Source organism: Rhodococcus sp. NPDC060090, from assembly GCF_042729855.1.
Lineage (GTDB): Bacteria > Actinomycetota > Actinomycetes > Mycobacteriales > Mycobacteriaceae > Rhodococcus.
This window is the reverse complement of the sequence record NZ_JBHWXB010000010.1, coordinates 30,838-52,607: the sequence shown is the minus strand read 5'-3', so window position 1 is coordinate 52,607 and position 21,770 is coordinate 30,838. Positions and strand designations below refer to the sequence as shown.

At 65.6% G+C, this 21,770-nt stretch carries 22 protein-coding genes and 1 pseudogene; 11 read left to right on the top strand and 12 right to left on the bottom strand.

Annotation, left to right across the window (positions count from 1 at the left end):
- The first annotated feature begins 86 nt into the window (after positions 1 to 86).
- The 3 genes from ACFWCF_RS15130 to ACFWCF_RS15120 are packed head-to-tail and all read left to right on the top strand — an operon-like array spanning position 87 to position 2,010.
- Positions 87 to 854, top strand: coding sequence for an SDR family NAD(P)-dependent oxidoreductase (locus tag ACFWCF_RS15130; RefSeq protein ID WP_378562695.1), 768 nt, complete (start codon positions 87 to 89; stop codon positions 852 to 854).
- Positions 855 to 892: 38 nt separating this feature from the next.
- Positions 893 to 1,654, top strand: a complete 762-nt coding sequence (locus tag ACFWCF_RS15125; protein ID WP_378562693.1) for an SDR family oxidoreductase — start codon at positions 893 to 895, stop codon at positions 1,652 to 1,654.
- A gap of 35 nt (positions 1,655 to 1,689) precedes the next feature.
- Positions 1,690 to 2,010, top strand: coding sequence for a hypothetical protein (locus ACFWCF_RS15120; RefSeq protein ID WP_378562690.1), 321 nt, complete (start codon positions 1,690 to 1,692; stop codon positions 2,008 to 2,010).
- A 56-nt stretch (positions 2,011 to 2,066) separates the two neighbouring features.
- Here the strand turns inward: ACFWCF_RS15120 and ACFWCF_RS15115 are convergent, their stop codons facing one another.
- From ACFWCF_RS15115 to ACFWCF_RS15105, 3 genes are read right to left on the bottom strand one after another with little or no spacing between them, the layout of a single operon-like run.
- Positions 2,067 to 2,852, bottom strand: a complete 786-nt coding sequence (locus ACFWCF_RS15115) for an enoyl-CoA hydratase (RefSeq protein WP_378562688.1) — start codon at positions 2,850 to 2,852, stop codon at positions 2,067 to 2,069.
- 10 nt (positions 2,853 to 2,862) lie between these two features.
- A complete protein-coding gene (locus ACFWCF_RS15110; protein WP_378488482.1) occupies positions 2,863 to 4,038 on the bottom strand; it encodes an acyl-CoA dehydrogenase family protein in 1,176 nt (391 codons plus the stop codon).
- Positions 4,022 to 5,020, bottom strand: a complete 999-nt coding sequence (locus ACFWCF_RS15105) for an acyl-CoA dehydrogenase family protein (RefSeq protein ID WP_378562685.1) — start codon at positions 5,018 to 5,020, stop codon at positions 4,022 to 4,024. The genes ACFWCF_RS15110 and ACFWCF_RS15105 overlap by 17 nt, the downstream gene beginning before the upstream one ends.
- Positions 5,021 to 5,199: 179 nt before the next feature.
- Here ACFWCF_RS15105 and ACFWCF_RS15100 point away from each other — a divergent pair, with 179 nt between their 5' ends.
- Genes ACFWCF_RS15100 through ACFWCF_RS15090 form a run of 3 tightly spaced genes read left to right on the top strand, consistent with a single transcriptional unit; the run spans position 5,200 to position 7,793 of the window.
- Complete coding sequence (locus ACFWCF_RS15100) at positions 5,200 to 5,850, top strand: TetR/AcrR family transcriptional regulator (RefSeq protein ID WP_378562683.1); 651 nt, start codon at positions 5,200 to 5,202, stop codon at positions 5,848 to 5,850.
- 46 nt (positions 5,851 to 5,896) lie between these two features.
- Positions 5,897 to 6,739, top strand: a complete 843-nt coding sequence (locus ACFWCF_RS15095; protein ID WP_378488485.1) for an acyl-CoA thioesterase — start codon at positions 5,897 to 5,899, stop codon at positions 6,737 to 6,739.
- A 1-nt stretch (position 6,740) separates the two neighbouring features.
- Entirely contained in the window at positions 6,741 to 7,793 is a 1,053-nt protein-coding gene (locus ACFWCF_RS15090) for a dihydrodipicolinate reductase (RefSeq protein ID WP_378488486.1), read from the top strand.
- Positions 7,794 to 7,820: 27 nt separating this feature from the next.
- On the opposite strand, the gene meaB is transcribed toward ACFWCF_RS15090, so the two are convergent.
- From meaB to ACFWCF_RS15075, 3 genes are read right to left on the bottom strand one after another with little or no spacing between them, the layout of a single operon-like run.
- On the bottom strand, positions 7,821 to 8,705 hold the full coding sequence (gene meaB / locus ACFWCF_RS15085) for a methylmalonyl Co-A mutase-associated GTPase MeaB (RefSeq protein ID WP_378562681.1): 885 nt from the start codon (positions 8,703 to 8,705) through the stop codon (positions 7,821 to 7,823).
- A 40-nt stretch (positions 8,706 to 8,745) separates the two neighbouring features.
- Positions 8,746 to 9,885 carry a thiolase family protein gene (locus ACFWCF_RS15080; RefSeq protein ID WP_378488488.1) on the bottom strand — a complete coding sequence of 380 codons (1,140 nt, stop codon included), beginning with the start codon at positions 9,883 to 9,885 and terminating at the stop codon, positions 8,746 to 8,748.
- Positions 9,878 to 11,314, bottom strand: a complete 1,437-nt coding sequence (locus ACFWCF_RS15075) for a class I adenylate-forming enzyme family protein (RefSeq protein WP_378562678.1) — start codon at positions 11,312 to 11,314, stop codon at positions 9,878 to 9,880. The genes ACFWCF_RS15080 and ACFWCF_RS15075 overlap by 8 nt, the downstream gene beginning before the upstream one ends.
- A gap of 53 nt (positions 11,315 to 11,367) precedes the next feature.
- Between ACFWCF_RS15075 and ACFWCF_RS15070 the strand changes: the two genes are divergently transcribed.
- The gene (locus tag ACFWCF_RS15070) at positions 11,368 to 12,135 is read left to right on the top strand and encodes an SDR family oxidoreductase (protein ID WP_378488490.1); all 768 of its coding nucleotides are present in this window, start codon (positions 11,368 to 11,370) and stop codon (positions 12,133 to 12,135) included.
- Complete coding sequence (locus tag ACFWCF_RS15065) at positions 12,132 to 12,881, top strand: SDR family NAD(P)-dependent oxidoreductase (RefSeq protein WP_378562676.1); 750 nt, start codon at positions 12,132 to 12,134, stop codon at positions 12,879 to 12,881. Before ACFWCF_RS15070 ends, ACFWCF_RS15065 begins: the two co-directional genes overlap by 4 nt.
- Before the next feature lie 55 nt (positions 12,882 to 12,936).
- Here the strand turns inward: ACFWCF_RS15065 and ACFWCF_RS15060 are convergent, their stop codons facing one another.
- Entirely contained in the window at positions 12,937 to 13,890 is a 954-nt protein-coding gene (locus tag ACFWCF_RS15060; RefSeq protein ID WP_378562673.1) for an alcohol dehydrogenase catalytic domain-containing protein, read from the bottom strand.
- A gap of 140 nt (positions 13,891 to 14,030) precedes the next feature.
- On the opposite strand from ACFWCF_RS15060, the pseudogene ACFWCF_RS15055 reads away from it, so the two are divergent.
- Together ACFWCF_RS15055 and ACFWCF_RS15050 are read left to right on the top strand one after the other, a co-directional pair.
- A pseudogene (locus ACFWCF_RS15055) lies at positions 14,031 to 14,186 on the top strand (cytochrome P450); the annotation flags it as partial.
- An 8-nt stretch (positions 14,187 to 14,194) separates the two neighbouring features.
- Positions 14,195 to 15,466, top strand: coding sequence for an amidohydrolase family protein (locus ACFWCF_RS15050; protein WP_378562671.1), 1,272 nt, complete (start codon positions 14,195 to 14,197; stop codon positions 15,464 to 15,466).
- A gap of 69 nt (positions 15,467 to 15,535) precedes the next feature.
- Here the strand turns inward: ACFWCF_RS15050 and ACFWCF_RS15045 are convergent, their stop codons facing one another.
- Genes ACFWCF_RS15045 through ACFWCF_RS15025 form a run of 5 tightly spaced genes read right to left on the bottom strand, consistent with a single transcriptional unit; the run spans position 15,536 to position 20,588 of the window.
- Positions 15,536 to 16,411 carry an alpha/beta hydrolase gene (locus ACFWCF_RS15045; protein ID WP_378488494.1) on the bottom strand — a complete coding sequence of 292 codons (876 nt, stop codon included), beginning with the start codon at positions 16,409 to 16,411 and terminating at the stop codon, positions 15,536 to 15,538.
- A 19-nt stretch (positions 16,412 to 16,430) separates the two neighbouring features.
- On the bottom strand, positions 16,431 to 17,198 hold the full coding sequence (locus ACFWCF_RS15040) for an enoyl-CoA hydratase/isomerase family protein (RefSeq protein ID WP_378488495.1): 768 nt from the start codon (positions 17,196 to 17,198) through the stop codon (positions 16,431 to 16,433).
- Between the two features lies 1 nt (position 17,199).
- Positions 17,200 to 18,288: an acyl-CoA dehydrogenase family protein gene (locus ACFWCF_RS15035; RefSeq protein WP_378488496.1), complete on the bottom strand. Its 1,089-nt coding sequence runs from the start codon at positions 18,286 to 18,288 to the stop codon at positions 17,200 to 17,202.
- Positions 18,275 to 19,180, bottom strand: a complete 906-nt coding sequence (locus tag ACFWCF_RS15030; protein ID WP_378562668.1) for an acyl-CoA dehydrogenase family protein — start codon at positions 19,178 to 19,180, stop codon at positions 18,275 to 18,277. The genes ACFWCF_RS15035 and ACFWCF_RS15030 overlap by 14 nt, the downstream gene beginning before the upstream one ends.
- Positions 19,158 to 20,588: a class I adenylate-forming enzyme family protein gene (locus ACFWCF_RS15025; RefSeq protein ID WP_378562665.1), complete on the bottom strand. Its 1,431-nt coding sequence runs from the start codon at positions 20,586 to 20,588 to the stop codon at positions 19,158 to 19,160. Before ACFWCF_RS15025 ends, ACFWCF_RS15030 begins: the two co-directional genes overlap by 23 nt.
- Before the next feature lie 120 nt (positions 20,589 to 20,708).
- Here ACFWCF_RS15025 and ACFWCF_RS15020 point away from each other — a divergent pair, with 120 nt between their 5' ends.
- Complete coding sequence (locus tag ACFWCF_RS15020) at positions 20,709 to 21,746, top strand: 2Fe-2S iron-sulfur cluster-binding protein (RefSeq protein ID WP_378488499.1); 1,038 nt, start codon at positions 20,709 to 20,711, stop codon at positions 21,744 to 21,746.
- Positions 21,747 to 21,770 lie beyond the last annotated feature (24 nt).

Genomic DNA, 21,770 nt, shown 5'->3' with positions numbered 1-21,770 from the left:
CGATCATCACTCTCTCATGTCGCAATCATATTCTTCAGAGAGAGAATGACCTTTCCAAATCCCAGATTCTGCGCGACAATCGACGTATGACGCCATTGGATTCGCTTCACGACCTCACCGGCAGGACCGCCATCATCACGGGTGGCTCGCGAGGAATCGGACGGACCATTGCCCAGATACTCGCCGAAGCCGGCGCCGACGTCGTCATCGCTTCCCGCAAAATCGATGCCTGCGAACTGGCCGCGAAGGAGATCGAAGCATCGACCGGGCGGCGTGCGCTCGCCGTCGCATGCCACGTCGGCCAGTGGGACGACTGCGACGCGCTGGTCGACCGCACCCTCGAGCACTTCGGTCGCATCGACATTCTCGTCAACAATGCCGGAATGTCGCCGCTGTACGAGAATCTCGAGTCGATCACCGAGGACCTGTACGACAAGACGTTCAGCGTCAACCTCAAGGGACCGTTCCGTCTGGCCGTCCGCGCGGGTGCACACATGGCTGCCCACGACGGCGGATCGATCATCAACGTCGGTACGGCAGGCTCGTTGACCGCGAGTGTGCGGGAACTCCCGTACGCGTGCGCCAAAGCCGGCCTCAATGCTTTCACCGTGGGACTCGCGGACGCCTACGCACCGAAGGTCCGCGTCAACGCCATCCTGCCAGGCCCGTTCCGAACCGATCTGTCGAAAGCATGGGCACCCGAAGAGGGCGAGAAAGCTGCGTTCGTGCCGCTCGAGCGCATGGGCCGCCCCGAAGAGGTCGCTCCGCTCGCCCTGCACCTCGCGAGCGATGCCTCGAGCTTCACAACCGGAGCGATCATCCGCGTCGACGGCGGAGTCACGAAAAAGGTCTGACCAGAAGTCAATTCACAAGCACTTCGAGAAAGGATCCCATGCCGGATCCAGCACAACTTGCAGACAAGGTGGCCATCGTCACCGGAGCGGGTGGCGGAATCGGCCGCACCTACTCACGCGGCCTCGCCGAGGCGGGCGCCGCAGTGGTGGTGGCCGACATCGATCTCGACTCCGCAAGCAGGACCACAGACGAGTTGAAGGCCGACGGGTACCGTGCCCTCGCCGTCCGCGTCGATGTGCGGGACGCGAAGAGTACGTCGGAGATGGCCGCGGCAGCCGCCGCTGAGTTCGGCTCCGTGGACATCCTCGTCAACAACGCGGGTCTGATGGCGGAGGTCGTCGGCAAGGGCGGTCTCACGTCGATGCCCCTGGACCTGTGGAACAACACGCTCGCGGTCAACCTCACAGGTCCGCTCCTGTGTACCCGCGCGGTCGTTCCGTACATGAAGGAACGCGGATACGGGAAGATCGTGAACCAGTCGTCGAGTGGTGCATTCATGGCTGCACAGGCATACGGAATCACGAAACTCGGTCTGGTGAGTATGACGGTGTCCCTCTCGCGGGAGCTGGCACCGTTCGGCATCCGCGTCAATGCCATCGCGCCGGGGATGGTGAACACCGAGGCCGGCGGCGTCGCCTCTCCCCCCGAACTGAAGGAGATGGTGAAGCACTCGATCCCCTTCCCCTTCGGTGAACCCGAGGAGCTGATTCCCGGTCTGCTGTACCTGGTTTCATCCGGCAGCGATTGGGTGACCGGCCACACCTTGAACATCGACGGCGGCTGGGTCGTCCGAGTCTGAGTTCATGCTTTCCCCGGAAACGACGAAGGAGCACGATGAAGCACTACCTGATGGTCGAAGCACATCCGACCCATCCCGATCGGGTCGACGAGTTCAACGCGTGGTACGAAACCACACACATCCGTGAGGTTGTCGCGCTCGACGGCTTCCTCAAGGCCACACGCTTGGCGCCCGCAGACGAAGCCGGCGGTTCGTTCATCACGCTCTACGAGATCGAGGGCGATCCCAAGAAAGCACTGCACAACGTGCACGCGGCCGCCGCGGCCAAACAGTTCGAGATGTCGGATTCCCTGAGCTACGGTCCAGTTCCGAGGATGCGCATCATGCAGGTGTACTCGGAGTACGTCAAATCCTGACCTCGGAACCGAACGGGCGCCTCCACGATCAGTGGAGGCGCCCGAATTCGTATGTATTACTTGATGTTCTGCTTCATCTCGTCGAGTTTCATGAGTACCGGCCATCCGCCGACGCTCAGTGCATTGCCGTGGCCGGTCTGGTGCACGTCGAACACCGACTGGATGGCCGCGTAGAAGCCCTGGACGTCGAGGGTCTGATTGACCGCACGCTTGGCCTGCCGCAGACCGAACGGCGGCATCTTCGCGATCTGCTCGGCGAGTGCACGTGCCTCGGTGTCGAGCTGGTCGCGCGGCACCACCTTGTTGACCATGCCGGTCTTCTCGGCCTCCTCGGCCGTGACCGGCCGACCGGTGAACAGGATCTCCTTGGCCTTCCTCGGTCCGAGTTCCCAAGTGTGGCCGTGGTATTCGACGCCACCGATACCCATCATGACCACCGGGTCGGAGAACTTGGCATCCTCGGACGCGATGATCAGGTCGCAGGGCCAGCACAGCAGCAGGCCGCCGGCGATGCAGCGCCCCTGCACCGCGGCAATCGACGGCTTGGGGATGTTGCGCCAGCGCATCGAGTACTCGAGGTAGCGGCGCGACTCGGTGGTGTAGATCATGTCGAGGGTGATCTTGTCGGGCACCGGGCCCCCGCCACCGGTCATGTCATGCCCCGCGGAGAAGTGCTTGCCTTCCGCGCGCAACACGATGACCGACACATCCGGGTCGTCGCCCGCGCGGACCCACGCCGCGTCGAGTTCGTCGAGCAGAGCCGCGTTCTGAGCGTTCGCGGCATCCGGACGATTCAACGTGATCGTTGCGATCCGGTCTGCTACCTCGTAGAGAATGTACAAGTTGCTCTCCTCAGCCGCGTGGTAGCCCGAGCACTCGCTGGGCGACGATGTTCCTTTGGATTTCCGATGTACCGCCCGCGATGGTGCCGGCAAAACTGCGGGCATAGCGTTCGAACCAGCTCGCTGCGAAGTTGTCGAGGTTCCACGGCGTGTACGCCGAGGTCGATGCAGGGTGCACGAGCCCTTCCGGACCCTCGGCATCGAGTGCGTGCTCGACGGAGCGTTGAATCGCTTCGGACCCGAGCAGCTTCAGGACCGACAGAGAAGCCACGTCCTGCTCACCGCGCGACTCGCGCGCGAGCGCCGCGGACCCGAGCAGGCGCAGCGCCTGCAGGTCCATCACCAGCGTTGCGTATCGATCGCGGTCGATGACCGTGTGCGGCTCGAAATCTGCGACGAGATCTTCCAATCGATCCGCGAAGCTGAGCCACAGGAGGGTGCGCTCGTGCCCGAGCGAGCCGTTGGCGACGGTCCAACCCTGGTTGAGCTCGCCGATGAGGTTTTCCGCCGGCACTCGGACGTCCTCGAAGAACACTTCGTTGAAGTCGCGATCGTCCCTGTCGGCGATGGACGCGAACGGGCGACGGACCACACCCGGTGTGTCGGTGGGGATCAGCAGCACGCTGATGCCCTTGTGCTTGGGTGCATCCGGATCGGTACGAACGAAGGTGAGGAGCACATCGGCGTGGTGGGCACCCGATGTCCATACCTTCTGGCCGTTGACGACGAAATGGTCGCCGTCCAGAACGGCCCGCGTGCGGAGGCCCGCGAGGTCGGAACCCGCGCCGGGCTCGCTCATCCCCAATGCAGCGGTGATCTCGGCGCGAAGGATCCGCGCCGCCCACTGTTGCTTCTGCTCCTCCGTACCGAACGAGAGGATGGAGGCGGCGATGATGCCGAGGCCCTGAGGATTGAAGCTGTGGTAGATCCGGCGCTTCGACAGTTCTTCGAGGTGGACGGCCTGCTGGATCAACGTGGCGTTGCGTCCGCCGAATTCGGGCGGGTTCCCCGGCAGCAACCAGCCGTTGTCGAACTGGACTCGCTGCCACCGGCGTGCCCAGTCGGGCATGTCGGCGCTCGAGGTGGACCGCTCGGTGGCGTCGGCCTCGTCGGGAAGGTTCGCCTCGAGGAAGGCCACGAATTCGGCGCGAAACGCCTCGACGTCGTCGTCATACGAGAGTTGCACGGTACTCCTCGGTGATCAGTGCCCGATGCTCGGCAGCGCCACCGAGCAGATGCTCGCAGGCACGGGCACGTTTGAGCGCGAACTGCAGATCGTTCTCCCAGGTGAAACCCATGGCACCGAACAGTTGCAGGCCGTTACGGAACACGAGCGATTGGCATTCACCGGCGGCTGCCTTGGCCATCGATGCGGCGAGATTCCTGCGCGGATCGTCTTCTGCGATGGTGAGCGCGGCGAAGTACGCGAGCGCACGGGCACGTTCGATCGCGATGTGCATGTCGGTGGCCCTGTGCTGGACGGCCTGGAACGACCCGATCGCGACGCCGAACTGCTGCCGGTTCTTCACGTGATCGAGGGCGAGATCGAGAACCCGTTGGCACGCACCGACGGTCGTGAGTGCGAGGCCGGTGAGCGCCATGTGACGCGCCCGGGCCGGATCGACGTCGGAGCGCGGGTCGCCCTCGACCCGAACCTGATCGAACCGCACTTCCGCAATGTGCAGCGCGGGATCGAACACCGGGCTGCGGGTCGCGGTGACCTTGTCTGCGGTGACGACGAAGACGCCGGCCTCGGTGACCACGGCCAGCAGATCGGCACGATCCCCGTCGAGGACCTGTGCGGCAGTGCCGTGGAGTACCCAGCCGTCGGCGTCGCGGTGCGCGCGGACGCCGCTGTACACCGCAGCGCCTGCCTGGTCGGGCTCGGCCACACCGGGTGCGAGGGGCGCGAACTGCGACATCGTCGCGAGGTAGGGCGTGGGATCGGTGGCCCGCCCCAGCTCTTCCAGGACGATCCCGAGTTCGACAGCAGCTTCGGGGTCTGTGAGTTCGGTCCAGCCGAGTCCCACGAAGACTTTCCACAGCGGTCCTGGGTCTGCGCCGTTGTCGACGATATTGCGGATCAGCGTGGACGGACATTCCTTCGCCGTGACATCACGGACGGTGTCCTGCCACAGTCGCTGATCGGAGTCGAACTCGAAAAGCATTCCGACATACCTCTCTGACAGAGCTGCGGTGCACAGCCATACGAGAATATCATTCTCGATAGAAGAAAGTAATGGTCTCATTCTCCGCATCTGACTCTTAGGTAACCTTGCAGGAACAAGCAGGTTCTCCGGTACAGTGCTCACATGTTTGCCTCACGCAACAATGGGCAGTGCTCGCGGTGACCGGCCCGAGCGAAGAACCCGCATGGAAGCAGCGCGCAGTCGAGCGGTCGATCCGGACCGCAAAACTGCGGGCCGAGCAGCGTGTGCAGCGCTTCCTTGACGCCGCCCAGGCCATCATCACCGAGAAGGGCAGTACCGACTTCACGGTGCAGGAGGTCGTCGATCGCTCGAAGCAATCCCTGCGAAGCTTCTACCTTCAGTTCGACGGCAAGCACGAGCTGCTGCTCGCACTGTTCGAGGATGCACTCGGCCGTTCCGCCGACCAGATCCGCGCCGCCGCGGCCGGTAAGGACAACCCGATGGATCAGCTCCACATCGCCGTCGAACTCCTGTTCGAATCATCACGTCCCGATCCCGTTGCACAACGCCCTCTGTTCACCGACTTCGCACCTCAACTGCTGCTCACCCACCCCGCCGAGGTCAAAGTGGCACACTCCTCGATGTTGTCGCTGTTCACCGAACTCATGGAGAAGGTCGCCGCGTCGGGTCAGTTGCGCAGCGATTTCAACGCGCGACGCGCTGCCGCGATGACGATGCAGACCGTGATGTTCATCGCGCAATCCAGCGGCGATGCCGACTCCACTGCGCGCCCGATCACGGCCGACGAGGTATGGACATTCTGCTCGCACGGATTCGCCAGCAAGTAAAGAGAATACTGTTCTCATTTGAGAGCGGGTCATTTACACTCGGTCTGTGACCGAGCTTTGGAATGATCTCCTGACGTGTCTCGACCTCACTCCGGCCGCCGATTCGGCCCCTGACCCCGCTGACGCCACTGCCGGCGTCACCGTGTTCGAAGGCGCAAACCAGCGCCTCGAGTACCACCGACTCTTCGGTGGCCAACTCCTCGGGCAGTTCGTCCGCGCAGCTCAGCTGACATGCCCGGAGAAGGCCATCAAGTCGCTGCACACGGTGTTCGCCCGGGAAGGCCGCGCCGACGAGCCGGTCCGATACGAGGTGACCCGCCAGCACGAAGGCCGGTCGTTCGGCACCCTCACCATCGTCGCTCGCCAGACCAAGGGTGTACTGGCCACCGCATCGGTCTCCATGCACGCGCCGGAGAACGGTCCCGAACGGCAATCGTTCCCGCCCGTGCCCTCACTGCTGCCGGAGGAGAGCCGGGTCGACTTCTCCCTCATCCCGTGGGAAACACGCGCCTCCTCCGATCTCAACGAACTCGGAACGGCCACACCCGAATTCGATATGTGGATGCGCACACCGACCGTGGATGAAGCGCTGGCACCCGCACTCACCTCGTATGCGACCGACCTCCACCTCATCGGCACGGCGCTACTCGCAGTCGACGGCTACTGCCAGACCGGGAACGGCACGGCCTTCACCTCGGCGGTGACCTCCCACAATCTCTGGTTCCACCGGCCGTTCCGCATCGACGACTGGCTTCTGGTGCGCCATCGGAGTCCCCTCATCGCGAACGGTCGTTGCTTCGGCCGCGGCGACATCTTCACCGAGCAGGGCGAGCTCGTCGCATCCTTCGCCCAGGAGGCACTCCTCCGACTTCCCGCCGAGGTGGTCTGACGTGTCCCAGAAAACACTACGTGTCGTCCAGTGGACCACCGGCAATATCGGCACCCGGGCACTCCGCGCCGTGATCGACCATCCGAACCTCACACTGGCCGGTCTGTATGTCCACAGCGGCGCCAAGGAAGGGCTCGACGCCGGCGAACTGTGCGACCGAGGCACGGTCGGAGTGAAGGCAACGCGCAGCATCGACGAGATCATCGACCTGGGAGCGGATTGCGTGCTCTACATGCCGCTGCAGTTCGATCTCGACGAGGTCTGCCGGATCCTCTCCTCGGGCACGAACATCGTCACCACCCGAGGCGAATTCCACCATCCGCCGAGCATGCCCGCCGAGATCCGCGACGCCGTCGAGGCCGCATGCGCCGCGGGCGGCACATCCATCCACAGCACCGGAAGCAGTCCCGGGTTCATCACCGAAGCGGTGCCCCTGGTTCTGAGCTCCATCCAACGCACGCTCGACCATCTCGCCATCGACGAGTACGCCGATCTGTCACAGCGGAACTCACCAGGGATCCTGTTCGAGGTGATGGGATTCGGTCAGCCTCCGGCCGACTTCGCGGAAGCACGTCTCGACCACGTGAAAGCCAACTTCGGTCCGTCGCTCCAGGTGCTCGCCGACGCACTCGGCCTGCCCTTCGACTCCGTCGAGGCACGTGGTGAGTTGGCTGTGGCCCGGGCCGACGTCACGATCGCGGCGGGCGAGATTCCCGCCGGAACGGTAGCGGCGCAGCGCATCACCATCTCCGGTATGCGCGACGGCCGCGAACTGATGCGCTTCCGGCCGACGTGGTACTGCACCACCGATCTCGACTTCACCGGCAGCGACGCCGAATGGGATCTGCACGCGACCGGCTGGCACATCTCCATCGACGGGGACGCCCCCCTCGACATCGAGATGCGCTTCCCGGTCCCGCTCGAGCGGATGAGCGAGACGGCCCCGAACTACACGGCGAACCGCGCGGTCAATGCCGTGCACGCGGTGCATGCTGCAACACCCGGAATCCGCACCAGCCTCGATCTTCCTCTGATCGTGCCGGTCCTGAACTGACCTCCGACCGCCGCCTGCCGCCCGGATCTACTGACCGAGCAGGCCGGCGGCGGCGGTATACGGGTCGCTGCGCCCGTCCGCGACGGCAGCGGCGAGTGCGTCGAGGTCCGGGTGAGTGCGCAACCGCGTCGTAGCGAGCGACAGAATCTGGGCACGGGCCCGAGCAGCACGGCGTTCCGGAGCGTCGGCACGCTGATGCGCCTCGATGGCGTCGATCAGCTTGTCCACACCGTCGCCCGTCGACGCGATCAGCTTGAGGATCGTCATGCCGGTTTCGACACGCAGGTCGCGCACCGTCGCATCGGCGCCGTCCCGATCGGCCTTGTTGACGACGAGGATGTCGGCTACCTCGAGCAACCCGGCTTTCGCGGCCTGAACAGCATCTCCCGCACCGGGGTTGAGGATGACAACGGTCGGGTCGGCGACCGCGGCGATCTCGACCTCGGACTGCCCGACCCCGACGGTCTCGAGCAGGATCACGTCGTAGGCCAGAGCGCCGAGCAACTTGATCGCCGCCGGTACCGCCGCAGCCAGACCACCGAGGTGACCGCGTGACGCCACCGACCGGATCAGCACCTCCGGATCAGTGACGTGCGCGGCCATCCGGATGCGGTCGCCGAGTAGGGCTCCTCCGCTGTACGGCGAGGAGGGGTCGACGGCGAGCACCGCGACACGAAGGCCGCGCGCGCGGTAGCCGCCGGTGAGCACGCCGACCGTCGTCGACTTTCCGGCGCCCGGCGGCCCGGTGATGCCCACGACCCGGACCGGTGCCGTGCCGACGGCGCCCGGAGGTGCCCCATCGATCAGTTCGAGAACCTCGTCGCGGCGGTCGCCTTCGACCAGGGTCAGCAAGCGGCCCGTCGCGCGTGGTGAGCCGCGACGAGCCGCTTCGACGAGTTCGGCGATGTTCACGTCGCGTCCGGAGTCGACGACACATTCACCAGAGCCGGTATCACGGTGCCGGTACCTCGATCACCACTGCCGAGCCGATTCCTCCGCCCGCACACATCGAGGCAACACCGACTCCGCCGCCGCGGCGACGCAGTTCGTGGACGAGGGTGGTGAGCATGCGCGCACCGGTCGCGGCGACGGGGTGCCCGAGCGAGCAGCCACTGCCGTAGATGTTCACGCGATCCGCGTCGAGTTCGAGCATCTTGATCACTGCAACACACTGCGCTGCAAAAGCCTCGTTGATCTCGAAGAGGTCGACGTCGGCGATCGACATCCCGGCGCGCGCCAGCGCCTTGGGGATTGCGTCCACGGGCGAGAGACCGGTGAAGGCGGGATCGATACCGGTGGAAGCCCACGACTTGACGGTGGCCAGCGCGGGCAGACCGAGGTCGCTGCTCGCGATGGTCAGGGCCGCCGCGGCGTCGTTGCCACCGCTGGCGTTGCCCGCGGTGATGCTGAAGCCTTCGATCTCCGGGTGGAGAACCTTCAGCGACGCAAGCTTTTCCATGCTGGTGTCGCGACGCGGGTGCTCGTCGACCGAGAACAGGCCGTGCGGGGTCTCGATCGGGACGATCTCGTCGACGAACTTGCCCTCGTCGATGGCCTTGATCGCGACCTGGTGGGAGCGCAGGGCCCACGCGTCCATCTCTTCGCGCGACACACCGGCCTTCACCGCGGCATTCCAGCCGACGGTGATGGACATGTCCTTGTTGGGCGCGTCCTCGCGGTTGGGGTGGGTCGGCGACAGCCACGGCTCCCAGTTCTCACCGTTGCGCATGAGCGACTGCGGCGAGGTGGACGCCGAGTTGACGCCACCGGCGATGACGAGCCGGTCCATGCCTGCCATGATGCTCGCCGACGCGTTCTGCACCGCGGCCAGACTCGCGGCGCAATGCCGGTTGACTGCCATTCCCGGCACACTGGTCAATCCGGCGGTGATCGCTGCGTGACGGGCGATCACGCCACCGCCGTACAGGCCCTCGCCGAGGATGACGTCGTCGATGTCGGCCGCGTCGTGCCCCTTCGCCGCCGCGGCGACGATGTGGTTGGCGAGATCGAAGGCGTTGGTGTCGCGGAGCGTTCCCTTACGGACCGTGCCGATGGGGGTTCGCAGAGCGGAAACGATGACGGCTTCAGGCATTTTGGTTCTCCAGTTCGGCGAGCAGGGTACGGCGTAGTAGCTTTCCGGTTTCGGTCTTCGGGAGTTCGTGTCGGAAGACGATGGTGTCGGGGGTCTTCGACGAGCGCAACCGGTCCTTGACCCACTGTCGCACCTCGTCCGGGTCGGCGTCGCCGACGAGAACGGCGACGATGCGCTGTCCCCATTCGGGGTCGGACACACCGATGACGGCGGCCTCGCCGATGGCGGGATGGGCCAGCAGAACGTCCTCGATCTCTGCGGGCGCGATGTTCTCGCCACCTCTGATGATCGTGTCGTCGGAGCGGCCCTCGACGTACACGTAGCCGTCGGCGTCGAGATGCCCGAGGTCGCGGGTGGAGAACCAGCCGTCGGCATCGAGCACGCTGCGTCCGCCGTATTCGCCGGAGATCTGCTCGCCGCGCACGAAGATCAGCCCGGTGTCGCCGGTCGCGACCGGTTCGTCGCTCTCGGTCCGGATCTCGAACTCGATGCCCGGCAGGGGCCGGCCGACCGAGCCGAGCCGGTCGCGTACGGCCGGGTCGTCGGAGGCGATCGCCTCGCGGTGGTCGTCGGGTCCGAGGACTGCGACCGAGGACGCCGTTTCGGTGAGCCCGTACGCGTTGACGAATCCGGTGTCGGGGAAGGCGCGCAGCGCGTGCTCGAGCACGGGCCGCGGAGTGCGGGAACCTCCGTAGGCGAGGGTCGCGAGCGTCGGAACATTCGCTTCTTCCTCGCCCAGGTGGGCGACGATCCGGGCGAGCATCGTCGGCACGAGCATCGCGTGGACGACCTTCTCGCGACGCACGGTCTCGAGCCAGGTGACCGGTTCGAATGTCGACAGGTACACGATCCTGCGGCCGCTGTAGAGGTTGGAGATCAGGTTCGTCAGGCCCGCGATGTGATACGGCGGCACCGACACCAGCGAGGCGTCGGTGTCCTCGGCGGACGCGAACTCCATCGTGTTGAGCACGTATGCGATCACATGCCGGTGCCGCAGCACGGCGGGCTTGGGATCGGACGTCGTGCCGCTGGTGTAGATGATCGCGGCGATAGCGTCGCCGTCCCATTGGGGCTCGAGTTCGGCGGGCTCGCCGTCGTCCGGCGCATCGGTGATCAGCGCATCGAGATCGTCCTGACGCAGGATCGTCGCATCCGGATGGCGCTCGATCAGCGCGGACAACTGCTGCTCGCCGAGACGGTAGTTGAGGGGGACGAAGGGCACACCCGCGAGTGCCGCACCGAACAGTGCCACCGGGTAGGCGAGATGATTCGTTCCCAGGTAGAGCACCGCGGAGCTGTCGCGTACCCGCGCGGCGAGGCGACGGGCGTGCGTGTCGAGATCCGCAGCAGTCAAGGAGCGATCGCCAACGGTCGCAACTGCGCGTTCGCCGTTGTTTGCCACCATTTCTAGAATCATGCTTAGGTTCATGAGAACATTATTCTCGCAGCACGAGAGCATTAGTTGCAAGAAGGGAAATCAGAATGCAGATCGCAGGTATCTCGGCCATCGTCGTCGGAGGCACCGGAGGCCTCGGGCAGGCCACCGTTCGCCGCCTCCATGAGGGCGGAGCCAAGGTCGTCGTCGCAGACGTCAACGACGAGGCAGGCAAGGCCCTCGAAGACGAGCTGGGCGTGCGCTACGTCAACACCGACGCGGGCAGCGAGGAGTCGGTCCTGGCGGCCATCGCCGAAGCCGAGTCGCTCGGACCGCTGCGGGTGTCGGTGGACTGCCACGGCGGCCCCGCAGGTGGCGGACGGCTCGTCGGCAAGGACGGCAGCCCGATGTCGCTCGACGGCTTCACCAAGACCATCCAGTCGTACCTGACCTCGTCGTTCAACGTCCTGCGTCTTGCCGCGGCAGCCATCGCCAAGCAGGACCCGTTCGACGACGAAGGCTCGCGCGGCGTCATCGTGCAGACCGCGTCGATCGCAGGCTACGAAGGTCAGATCGGGCAGCTCCCCTACGCGGCGGCCAAAGGCGGCATCCTCGGTATGACGCTCGTCGCCGCGCGCGATCTGTCGCCGTTGGGAATCCGCGTCAACACCATCGCCCCCGGCACCATCCTCACCCCCGCGTACGGTAAGGCCGGCGACCAGCTCGAGGCGTACTGGGGCCCGCAGGTGCCGCACCCCAAGCGCATGGGCCGCCCGGTGGAGTACGCGACGCTGGTTGCGTCGATCGTCGAGAACGACTACCTCAACGGCGAGACCATCCGTCTCGACGGCGCGCTGAGGTTTCCGCCGAAGTGACCTCCCTCGACGGAAAGGTCGCGTTCGTCGCGGGCGCCAGTCGCGGGATCGGGGCAGCGATCGCCGTCGCCCTCGCAGATGCGGGAGCAACGGTGGCCGTTGCCGCCCGGACGCAAGAGGAAGGCAAGATCCCGGGCACCATCGGCGCGGTCGCCGAGCGGATCAACTCCGCCGGTGGCAGGGCGATCCCGGTCCAGTGCAATGTCGCGGACGAGGCCTCCGTCGACGCGGCCGTCGCCACGACGGTCGGCGAATTCGGTGGCCTGGACATCCTCGTCGCCAACGCGGGTGTCCTGTGGATGGGTCCGATCGAGTCGACGCCGCTCAAACGGTGGCAACTCTGTCTCGACGTGAATCTGACCGGCGTGTTCAACGTGACCAAGGCTGCCATCCCGCACCTCCGTGCGCGGGGCGGCGGGTCGATGATCGCGGTGACCACGACCGGCGTCACGATGATCGATCGTGGATCGAACGCCTACTGGGTGTCGAAGGCCGGCGTCGAGCGCCTCTACACGGGTCTCGCGTCCGACCTGAAAGCCGACAACATCGCGGTGAACTGCTTGTCGCCGTCACGTGTCGTGCTCACCGAAGGGTGGCTTGCCGGCGGTGGCGGGCAGAAGATTCCACCCGAGGCGATCGAGCCGCCGGAAACAATGGGTGCCGCAGCCGTTCTACTCGGACAGCAGAACGCTTCCGGTATCACGGGCACCATCCAGCGCTCGGAAACGCTGATACCGCAGCAGTAGTTCGTCGAGTGAGGGCCGGTCGTCCGCGGGATGACCGGCCCTCACTCGACACCGGTCAGTCCCCGAAACGCGCCACCAGACGTCCGGTGACCTCGTTGTTGCGCAGGCGGTCCAACCCCGCGCCTATCTCGTCGAAGCCGATCTCGGTGTATTCGGGCTCGATCTCGCGGGCGAGCAGAAGCGCGAAGACCTCTTCGATGTCCTGCACCGTTCCGCCCAGGGAGCCCACGAGAGTCCGTCCGAGCATCGTGGGCGTGTTCACGGTGAATGTCGGCTTCCCCAAGCCGACCTGAACAACCTTGCCGCCGCGCTTGATCGCCTCGAGCGCCTTGTTCGTGGTGTCGAAGCCCGCGTAATCGACGACGAGATCGAATCCCTTGCCCGCCCATTCGGACGCGTCGCGCACGAGGTCCACAACACCGGCCGCACGGGCCAGGTCCCACACGGATTCCTTCGTTTCGGCGACATGCACCTCGGCTCCCGTCAGCACTGCTGCGCGCGTGCCGAATTGGCCCAGGCCGCCGTATCCGATGACGCCGACCTTCATCCCCGCTGCTGCTCCGCCCTCTTTGATGATCGCGTGGTACGACGTCATACCGGCGTCGGTCGCCAGCGCCGCCAATGCGAGATCGAGCCCCTCGGGCACGCGTGCGAGATCGCGGGCGTCGGCGAGGAACTTGTCGGCGAATCCACCTGGGGTGAACATTCCGGCCGGTGGCCGGGCACCGGATGTGCAGACTCCGACGACATCGCCGAGGTTCCACCCTTCGACGCCTGCGCCGAGTGCGCTGATGACTCCGGCGTTCTCGTGCCCCTGGGTCATCGGGAGGAACGGCATGCTCGCCTCACCGACCTCCATGTACATGACGTCGCTGTGACACAGTCCGGCGGCTTTGACATCGATGACGACCTCTCCGGGTCCCGGTACCGGTTCCGGCACCTCGTTCAGTGAGATCGGCTTCCCGGTTCCTTCGAACTGCCATGCCTTCAAGTTGCTCCCCTTCGTCATGGACCGGACGGTCGCCGGTCCTGGAATCGAACGTCGACACCGCGCAAGGAACCTTGCGGAATCACCCGCTCGAGATTATGGTTCTCCACATTCGGAAGGACATTCTTAGAATGCAGACTACGCGACCGGGACGGCACGGTCACGATTCCATCGGAGTCGTTCAGGGAATACGACAACTCCCGGCGACCTTCACTCCTGGCCCGCGTATCGGCGCCGGACTCGACGAGACCCTGGCCGCCCTTCAGCTCATGATCGACGAACAAGAACTCGCCGCTCCGATAGCGGTTCGACAGTGAGGAATTCGATGAACATCGACGACATGGTGATGGTCAGCATCGACGACCACGTGGTGGAACCCCGCGACATCTTCGAAAAGCACTTCCCGAAGAGCCTCATGGACCACGCCCCGACACTGACCACCCACCCCCGCAACCCCGACGTCGAAGCATGGCTGTTCCAAGGCTCCGTCGTCGGCAGCTCCGGGCTCAACGCCGTCGTCTCCTGGCCCAAGAAGGAATGGGGCATGGACCCCACCGGCTACGCCGAAATGCGACCCGGCGTCTACGACATGGACCAACGCGTCCGCGACATGGACGCCAACGGCACCCTCGCCGCCACCCTGTTCGCCACCTTCCCCGGCTTCGCAGGCACCCACCTCGCCACCCTGCCCGACAAGAAGCTCTCACTCGCAGCGTTGAAAGCGTTCAACGACTGGGTCGTCGGCGAAGTCCCCGACACCCACCCCGGACGCTTCATCCCCCTGGGCATCATCCCCTTCTACGACGTCGACGAATCCGTCGAGGAGATCCACCGGCTCGCCGCGATGGGCTGTCGCTCCATCTCCATCCCCGAAACCCCGTACGGCGTCGGAGACGGCTACCCCGACTTCAAATCCGGCTACTGGGACCCGATCTTCAAGGCCTGCGTCGACCACAACATCGTGCTCAGCTTGCACATCGGCGGCGGCATGAGCCTGGTCAAGCGACCCGAAGGTTTCGACCTCGACGACATGATGGTCCTCACCCCGCTGATCTCGACGATCGCCGCCACCGACGTGATGCTCAGCGGCGCGTTCCAGAAGTTCCCGGATCTCAAGGTCGCCATGAGCGAAGGGGGCGTCGGCTGGGTCGCGCCGTGGCTCGACCGCCTCGAACGCCACATCGTCAACCAATCGTGGACCGGTGCGAGCTTCCTGCCGAAGGGCATGACACCGACCGACGTCTGGAAGAAGAACTTCCTCGCCTGCTACATCACCGAACCGAGCGGCCTGAACAACCGCGAGCGCCTCGGCATCGACACCATCGCCTGGGAATGCGACTACCCGCATTCGGATTCCACCTGGCCGCGGTCGCCGGAGGTGCTGATGGAGGAACTCGTCGCGTCCGGGCTCACCGACGCGGAGATCGACAAGGTCACCTTCGAGAACGCCGCGCGGTTCTTCGGCTGGGATCCGTTCGAGCACACTCCGCGTGAGCAGGCCACCGTCGGCGCCCTGCGTGCCCGGGCGAAGGACGTGGACATCAGCGAAACCTCCAAGGAGGAATACCGCCGGCGTTACGAACTCGCGAACTCGTAACCGACTCGACGGTGCTTCCGGACCTCGGTGGGTCCGGAAGCACCGTCGTCGATTGGTCGAACCGTCGTCTTACACCACGTTGTCCACAGCGACACACTGTTTCTCGAAGAACTCCCGCGCGACACCACTACGGGCGGCGACTGAATCGAATCCGTGGAAAGCCCCCGCTACCGCATGGAATTCGCAGGGAACACCGGCTTCGGCGAGACGGTCCGCATACTCGCGATCTTCGAGCGCGAACAGATCGTTGGATCCGACACCGATCCATGCCGGCGGAAGCCCTGCCAGATCGGTACGCCGTCCCGGCGCGGCAGTCGACGGATCAGCCTCCCCGAGAAAGCTCGACCATCCGAAGCGGTTGCAGTCCTTGTCCCACATGCGCATGTGGTCCGGTCCGGAATCGGTGCGGTCGTCGAGCATCGGATACACGAGAAGCTGAAGCACCGGCGGTACGAGGTCGCTGTCGCGGATGGCGAACGCCAGCGCAGCGGCGAGACCACCACCCGCGCTGGCACCACCGATCACGACCTTCGTCGGATCCACTTCCGGCCGATGCACAAGCCATCGGTACGCCTGGAAGCAGTCGTCCAGCGGGATCGGATACGGGTGCTCCGGCGCCAGCCGGTAGTCGACCGACGCGACGACAGCACCGAGCCGATCGGCGAAACGCTGACACAGGTCGTCGTCCTGGGCGGCCCGACCGAACACATAGCCGCCGCCGTGAATCCACAGGAGTGCCGGGCGCGGCTCGCCGCCCATCGGTGTACGCGGACGGAAATACCGCACCGCCACACCGGGTTCCAGGACGTGGACGTCAGGGTCGTTTCCCTTGATCGCTTTCGTGAGCCTACGCATCACCGCGAGTGTTCGCGGCGTCACCGCGCGTCGCGGCGCCAACAGCGCCGCGACACGCAGATCCGGATGAAAGTACGACAGCGACCTCACACGGCCCAACACGGTTCCGTCAGCTCTTGGCTGCGGTGAGACGCGCGATGTTCGCCCGGAAGTCATCACTCTGGAACGTCATCTCCTCGGCGCTCATCGCAAAATCGAGAGCGGCGAGAACCGCGCGCTCGAGGTGGATGTTGAGCAGACGCTTCGTCGCCTCGATCGCCTTCTGCGGCTGATCCAGAATGGTCTTGGCGAATGCCAGCGCCTCGGTCATCGGGTCGGCAACAACCTGGTTGGCCATGCCGAGTTCGACTGCCCGCTGGGCGGAGATCCGCTTACCCGTGAACGCGAACTCCTTGGCCTGCAACAGACTGATCTGCAACGGCCAGGTGAGCGGACCACCGTCGGCCGCAACCAGACCGACCTGCACGTGCGGGTCGGCGAGGTACGTCTTCTCACCCATGAAGACCTGGTCGCTGAGCGCAACCAGGCTACAGCCGAGCCCCACCGCAGGTCCGTTCACGGCCGCGATCACCGGAATTCGGCACCGGGCCATCCCGAGCACGATTTCCCGTCCGTCGTGGATCGTCTTGGCGCGCAGGTCTGCATCCTGCGCCAGCTCGGCGAGATACGCGAAATCGCCACCTGCCGAGAATGCTCGGCCTGCACCGGTGATCACCGCGACGCGCGCTTCACGGTCGCCGCTGAGCCGCGGCCACAGCCGTGCAAGTCCCTCGTGCAGAGGATCGTTGACAGCATTGAGATCGTCGGGCCGGTTGAGTGTGATGATCCGGAGGGGACCGTCGGCCTGGACGTCGATTTCGTCGGGCATGTCGTACATGTCAGACCCCCAATCCGAGGATTCGTGAAGCGATGATGTTCTTCTGGATCTGCGAGGTACCGCCCATCACCGACTGCGCGCGGCTGTACATGTACGAGCCGAGCAGTTCGGTGTCGCGGGTACCCGCGACAGCCAGTGCGGCATGCCCCACCGACTGATCCACCCAGGTCATGAGTAACTTGTCGAGGGAGCCTTCGGATCCGTGGTTCACGCCGTCGAGCTGTTCCGACAGCCTGCGGCGCACGTGCAGGCGCAGCATCTCCGACTGCACTGCCGCCCACGCGAGATCTTCCGGGGGACGCCCTTCGGTGCGGGCCGCGAGCTGGCGGACGAGTTTGCCGTAACGCGCCGCGAATCCGAGCGTGGACGGTTCCCGTTCGTGCCCGACCACCGTCATCGCGATGCGCCAGCCGTCGCCGGGGTTGCCGACCATCTGATCAGCAGACACCCGGGCGCCGTCGAACAGAACCTGGCCGAATTCCTTCGTGACACCGCTGATCATCTTCAGTGGCCGCTGCTCGATCCCCGGCTGCTTCATCGGGACGATGAAAGCAGAGATGCCGCGGTGCCGCGGTGCATCCGGGTCTGTGCGCGCGAGCAGCAGGCACCAATCGGCGACGTCGGAGTAGCTCGTCCACACCTTGTGACCGTGGATGACGTATTCGTCGCCGTCGCGGGTCGCGGTGGTGGTGAGCGATGCGAGGTCGGAGCCGGCATCGGGCTCGCTGAATCCCTGGCACCACCGCTGCGTGCCGTTGATCATTCCGGGCAGGAAGCGCTGCTGCAGTTCTTTGCTGCCGTGGTGTCCGAGGCCCACCACGAGATAGCCGAGGCTGGGCCGAGGCGGAGCACCGGCGATCGCGAGTTCCTCGTCGAGGATCACGTCGAAGACGGGTGGGAGTTCCTGGCCGCCGTATTCCTTGGGCCAGGACAATCCGAAGAATCCCGCTCCGTACAGAGCCTGATGCCATTCGCCCTGTTTGGCCCAGTACTCGTCGCCCGATGTGGGGAACTTGCCTGCTATCTCTGCGAGCCAGGTGCGCAGCCGCGTGCGGAACGCGGCTTCTTCCGGCGAGTCACGAAAGTCCAAGGTCGATCTCCTCCAGGCTCACGGGGAACAGTTCGGTGGACGTCAGCGCCCGCCGCAGATATACGTGTTCGATACATTCCCAGGTGTTTCCGATACCGCCGTGCACCTGGATGGCGGTCTCGCACACCGTGCGTGCGGCACGGGCGCAATAGATCTTCGCGATCTTTGCGGCGCGAACTGCTTCGGCCGGTGTCAGTTCGTCGACGGCCCACGCCGCGTGACGCAGCACGCTGATGGAGCCTTCGATGAGCGCCTCGCTCTCGGCGAGCAGGTGCGCGACAGCCTGATACGAGCCGATCGTGTTGCCGTACTGCTCGCGCAGCTTGGCATAGTCGACGGCCGCCGCCTGGGCGCCGCGCGAGGTTCCCACGAGGTCGGCGCACGTGGCGACGAGCGCCAACGCGTATCCGCGCTCGACCTGCTCGGCCGACAGTTCGCCGATCTGCTCGTACGGTTCCACCAGCGTGGCGAACGCGCGGGTCAGGTCTGCGCCCTCTGCCGGTCCTCCGATGTCTGCCGCAAGAATGCTGTTGTCGCGCACCACGAGTGCGCGAGTGAGGCCCGTCGCGTCGAACGCATCATCGCCGACGCCGATAGCCCAGGTCTGCTGATCGTCTGCGAGATGTCGTCGCAGGTCATCGGCCAGGACCGGTCCGAGGAACGGGACATCTACGAGTCCTCGGCCGAATTCTTCTGCCACGATGGCCACCTCGACGGCGGAGGCGCCGTCGGAGCGCAGTTCGCGCCAGCCGGCCGCGGCGACCGTCTTCTCCAGCCGCGCGACACGTGTCGCGTCGTCGAGGTCCTGAACCGAGCCCGGCCCCAGATCGTCGGCGAGTTTTGCGGCTGCGTCGCGCAATTGCTGCTGTTCATTGGTCAGACGTACGTCCATGGCGCTCCTCGAGTATTCGGCGCAACACCTTGCCGGAGGGCAGGCGCGGGATTTCGGGCACGAAGACCACTCGGCTCGGTCGTTTGTACGAGGCGAGGGTACTTCCGACAAGGTCGATGATCTCGTCGGCTGTGATCGGTGCGGTGGTCGTGACTGCAGCGACGACGGCTTCACCGGTGGAGGGGTCGTCGACGCCGAACACCGCGCAGTCGGCGATGTCGGGATGTGAGAACAGGACGGTTTCGATCTCGGCGGGCGCCACCTGGAAGCCCTTGACCTTGATCATGTCCTTGGATCTGTCGGTGATGCGCACCCAGCCGTCGGTGTCGACGCTGCCGACGTCGCCGGTGCGGTACCAGCCGTCGTCGAATGCGTCGGCGGTCGTGGTGCTGGGTAGGTAGCCGGCCATCATCGACGCGGAGCGCACCTGGAGCTCGCCTGTGTTGCCCGGGGCGAGTGCGTCGCCCGTGCCGCACGGGGCGAGCACCGCGCCGGTGTCGAGCGACACGACGCGCATCTCGACGCCGGGCACGGCGCGTCCCACGCTGTCGAGGCGCGCGCCGTCGATCGGGCTGCAGGCGATCACGGGGACTTCACTCGCGCCGTACGCGGGCACCCAGGGGACCCCGGTACGGCGGGTGACGGTCTCGGCGACGCTCGGCGTGACGGGCGTGGCACCCCACATGATGTAGCGCAGCGACGACAGGTCGAAGGATTCGAGATCCGGGTGCGACGCGATGGCAAGGGCGATCGGCGCGACCGCCATCTCGACGGTGATGCGGTCGCTCTCGATGTGGCTCAGCATCGCGTCGAGGTCGAAGCGCCGGTGCAGCCGCATCCAGGCACCGACGTCGAGCACGGTCGCGATGTTGAGCAGGCCGAGGATGTGCGACGGGGGCGTGACTATCTGGATGCGGTCGGCGGCGGTGAGTTTCAGGGCGTCGCGCCAGTGTTCGATCGCGGCGGCGAACGATGCGTGGGTGTGGCGGACCGCTTTCGGGAGGCCGGTGGTGCCGGAACTGAAGACCAGCACGGCGTCGGCGTCGGGACCGGCCGGTGTGGGCGGCCGGAAGCCCTCCTCTATCGGATCATCGAGACAGAGGGTGGGCATCAGTGCGGTCAGTACCGAATTGTCGCCGACGGCATGGGCCACCTCACCGACCTCGAGCGCGTGCGCGACCTCGGTGCGCTTCCACGCCGGACTGATCAGCACGACGACTGCGCCGGCCTGCCAGATGGCCAGCACTGCGATGACGAACTCGGGCCGGTTCGACGACATGAGCGCCACTCGATCACCGGGTACGACGCCGCGCCGCTCGAGCGACGCCGCCATACCGGCAGCCAACGCGTCGAGTCGCGCACGGCTGTATTCCTGCTGGTCGAAGGCCAGCACGGTGCGGTCGGCCATGTCCCCGTTCCTTACGATCCCGTCTCATCCTGCGAATATCTCGGTCGGGAGCTTTCGCTCTCACTGGAGAGAATAGTACTCTCCTAGTAGCAGAATATCGATACCAGGAGGAGACGGTCCATGGCGAGACCACCTTTGTTCCAGCGCGCGACCGTTACCCGGATCGTGAAGGAGACCGACGACGCCCGTACCTACGTGCTCGCGCCCGTAGACGGGCCGTTCACCTACCAGGCAGGCCAGTTCTGCACCTTCAAGGTCAACGTGGACGGCACCGACCTCTACCGGTCGTACTCGATGTCGAGTGCCCCCGAGACCGACACCGAGATGATGACCACCGTCAAGCGGGTCCCCGGAGGCAAGGTCTCCAACTGGCTGCACGACAACGTGGCCGAGGGCGATCAGGTGGAGATCACTCGTCCGGCAGGCACCTTCCTGCTCCGCGAAGGCGAAGGCCCCCTCATCGGCTTCGCAGGCGGCAGCGGCATCACCCCGCTCCTGTCGATCGCGAAGAGCACGCTCGCCACCACCGATCGCCACGTTCGCCTCCTGATCGCCGACCGCGACCGCAACTCGGCGATCTTCGACGCTCTGACCGACGAACTCGTCGAGAAGTACGCCGGACGTCTCACCGTCGTCCGCCACTTCGACGACGACTCGGGCCTGCTCACCCCCGCGGGTGCGCTGGAATTCGTCGGCGGCAGCACCGCATCCGACGCATACCTGTGCGGACCCGAGGCCTTCATGGACATGATCGAGTCTGCACTCACCGGACCCGGCAAGGTGTACAGCGAACGCTTCGGCGCCGCCGCAGAGCCAGTGAAGGCTGCCGACGCCGCAGAGGAAGCCGGGGCTGCCGGGGCCGGGGCATCGACTCCGGCCGCCCCCATCGAGGGCACCGTGTCGATCCGCCTGGGAGGCCAGCGCGTGTCGGTTCCGCTGAACCCCGGAGAAACGCTCCTCGAAAGCGCACGCCGCGCGGGCCTGGCACCCCCGTTCTCATGCGAGGCAGGCAACTGCGCGACGTGCATCGCGAAGATCACCGACGGCAGCGCCACCATGCGCGTCAACGATGCGCTCAGCGACGACGAGATCGCCGACGGCTACACCCTCACGTGCCAGGCCGTACCGGACTGCTCCATCAAGGTGCGGTACGAGTAGGACCGTGTAGTAGATCGATGGCCT

Bases quoted from the DNA above. Each gene is read 5' to 3' on its own strand.
- ACFWCF_RS15130 (WP_378562695.1), top strand. From the start codon at position 87: ATGACGCCATTGGATTCGCTTCACGACCTCACCGGCAGGACCGCCATC.
- ACFWCF_RS15125 (WP_378562693.1), top strand. From the start codon at position 893: ATGCCGGATCCAGCACAACTTGCAGACAAGGTGGCCATCGTCACCGGA.
- ACFWCF_RS15120 (WP_378562690.1), top strand. From the start codon at position 1,690: ATGAAGCACTACCTGATGGTCGAAGCACATCCGACCCATCCCGATCGG.
- ACFWCF_RS15105 (WP_378562685.1), bottom strand. From the start codon at position 5,020: ATGCTTTTCGAGTTCGACTCCGATCAGCGACTGTGGCAGGACACCGTC.
- ACFWCF_RS15080 (WP_378488488.1), bottom strand. From the start codon at position 9,885: ATGCCTGAAGCCGTCATCGTTTCCGCTCTGCGAACCCCCATCGGCACG.
- ACFWCF_RS15075 (WP_378562678.1), bottom strand. From the start codon at position 11,314: ATGAACCTAAGCATGATTCTAGAAATGGTGGCAAACAACGGCGAACGC.
- ACFWCF_RS15070 (WP_378488490.1), top strand. From the start codon at position 11,368: ATGCAGATCGCAGGTATCTCGGCCATCGTCGTCGGAGGCACCGGAGGC.
- ACFWCF_RS15060 (WP_378562673.1), bottom strand. From the start codon at position 13,890: ATGACGAAGGGGAGCAACTTGAAGGCATGGCAGTTCGAAGGAACCGGG.
- ACFWCF_RS15050 (WP_378562671.1), top strand. From the start codon at position 14,195: ATGAACATCGACGACATGGTGATGGTCAGCATCGACGACCACGTGGTG.
- ACFWCF_RS15040 (WP_378488495.1), bottom strand. From the start codon at position 17,198: ATGTACGACATGCCCGACGAAATCGACGTCCAGGCCGACGGTCCCCTC.
- ACFWCF_RS15030 (WP_378562668.1), bottom strand. From the start codon at position 19,180: ATGGACGTACGTCTGACCAATGAACAGCAGCAATTGCGCGACGCAGCC.
- ACFWCF_RS15025 (WP_378562665.1), bottom strand. From the start codon at position 20,588: ATGGCCGACCGCACCGTGCTGGCCTTCGACCAGCAGGAATACAGCCGT.
- ACFWCF_RS15020 (WP_378488499.1), top strand. From the start codon at position 20,709: ATGGCGAGACCACCTTTGTTCCAGCGCGCGACCGTTACCCGGATCGTG.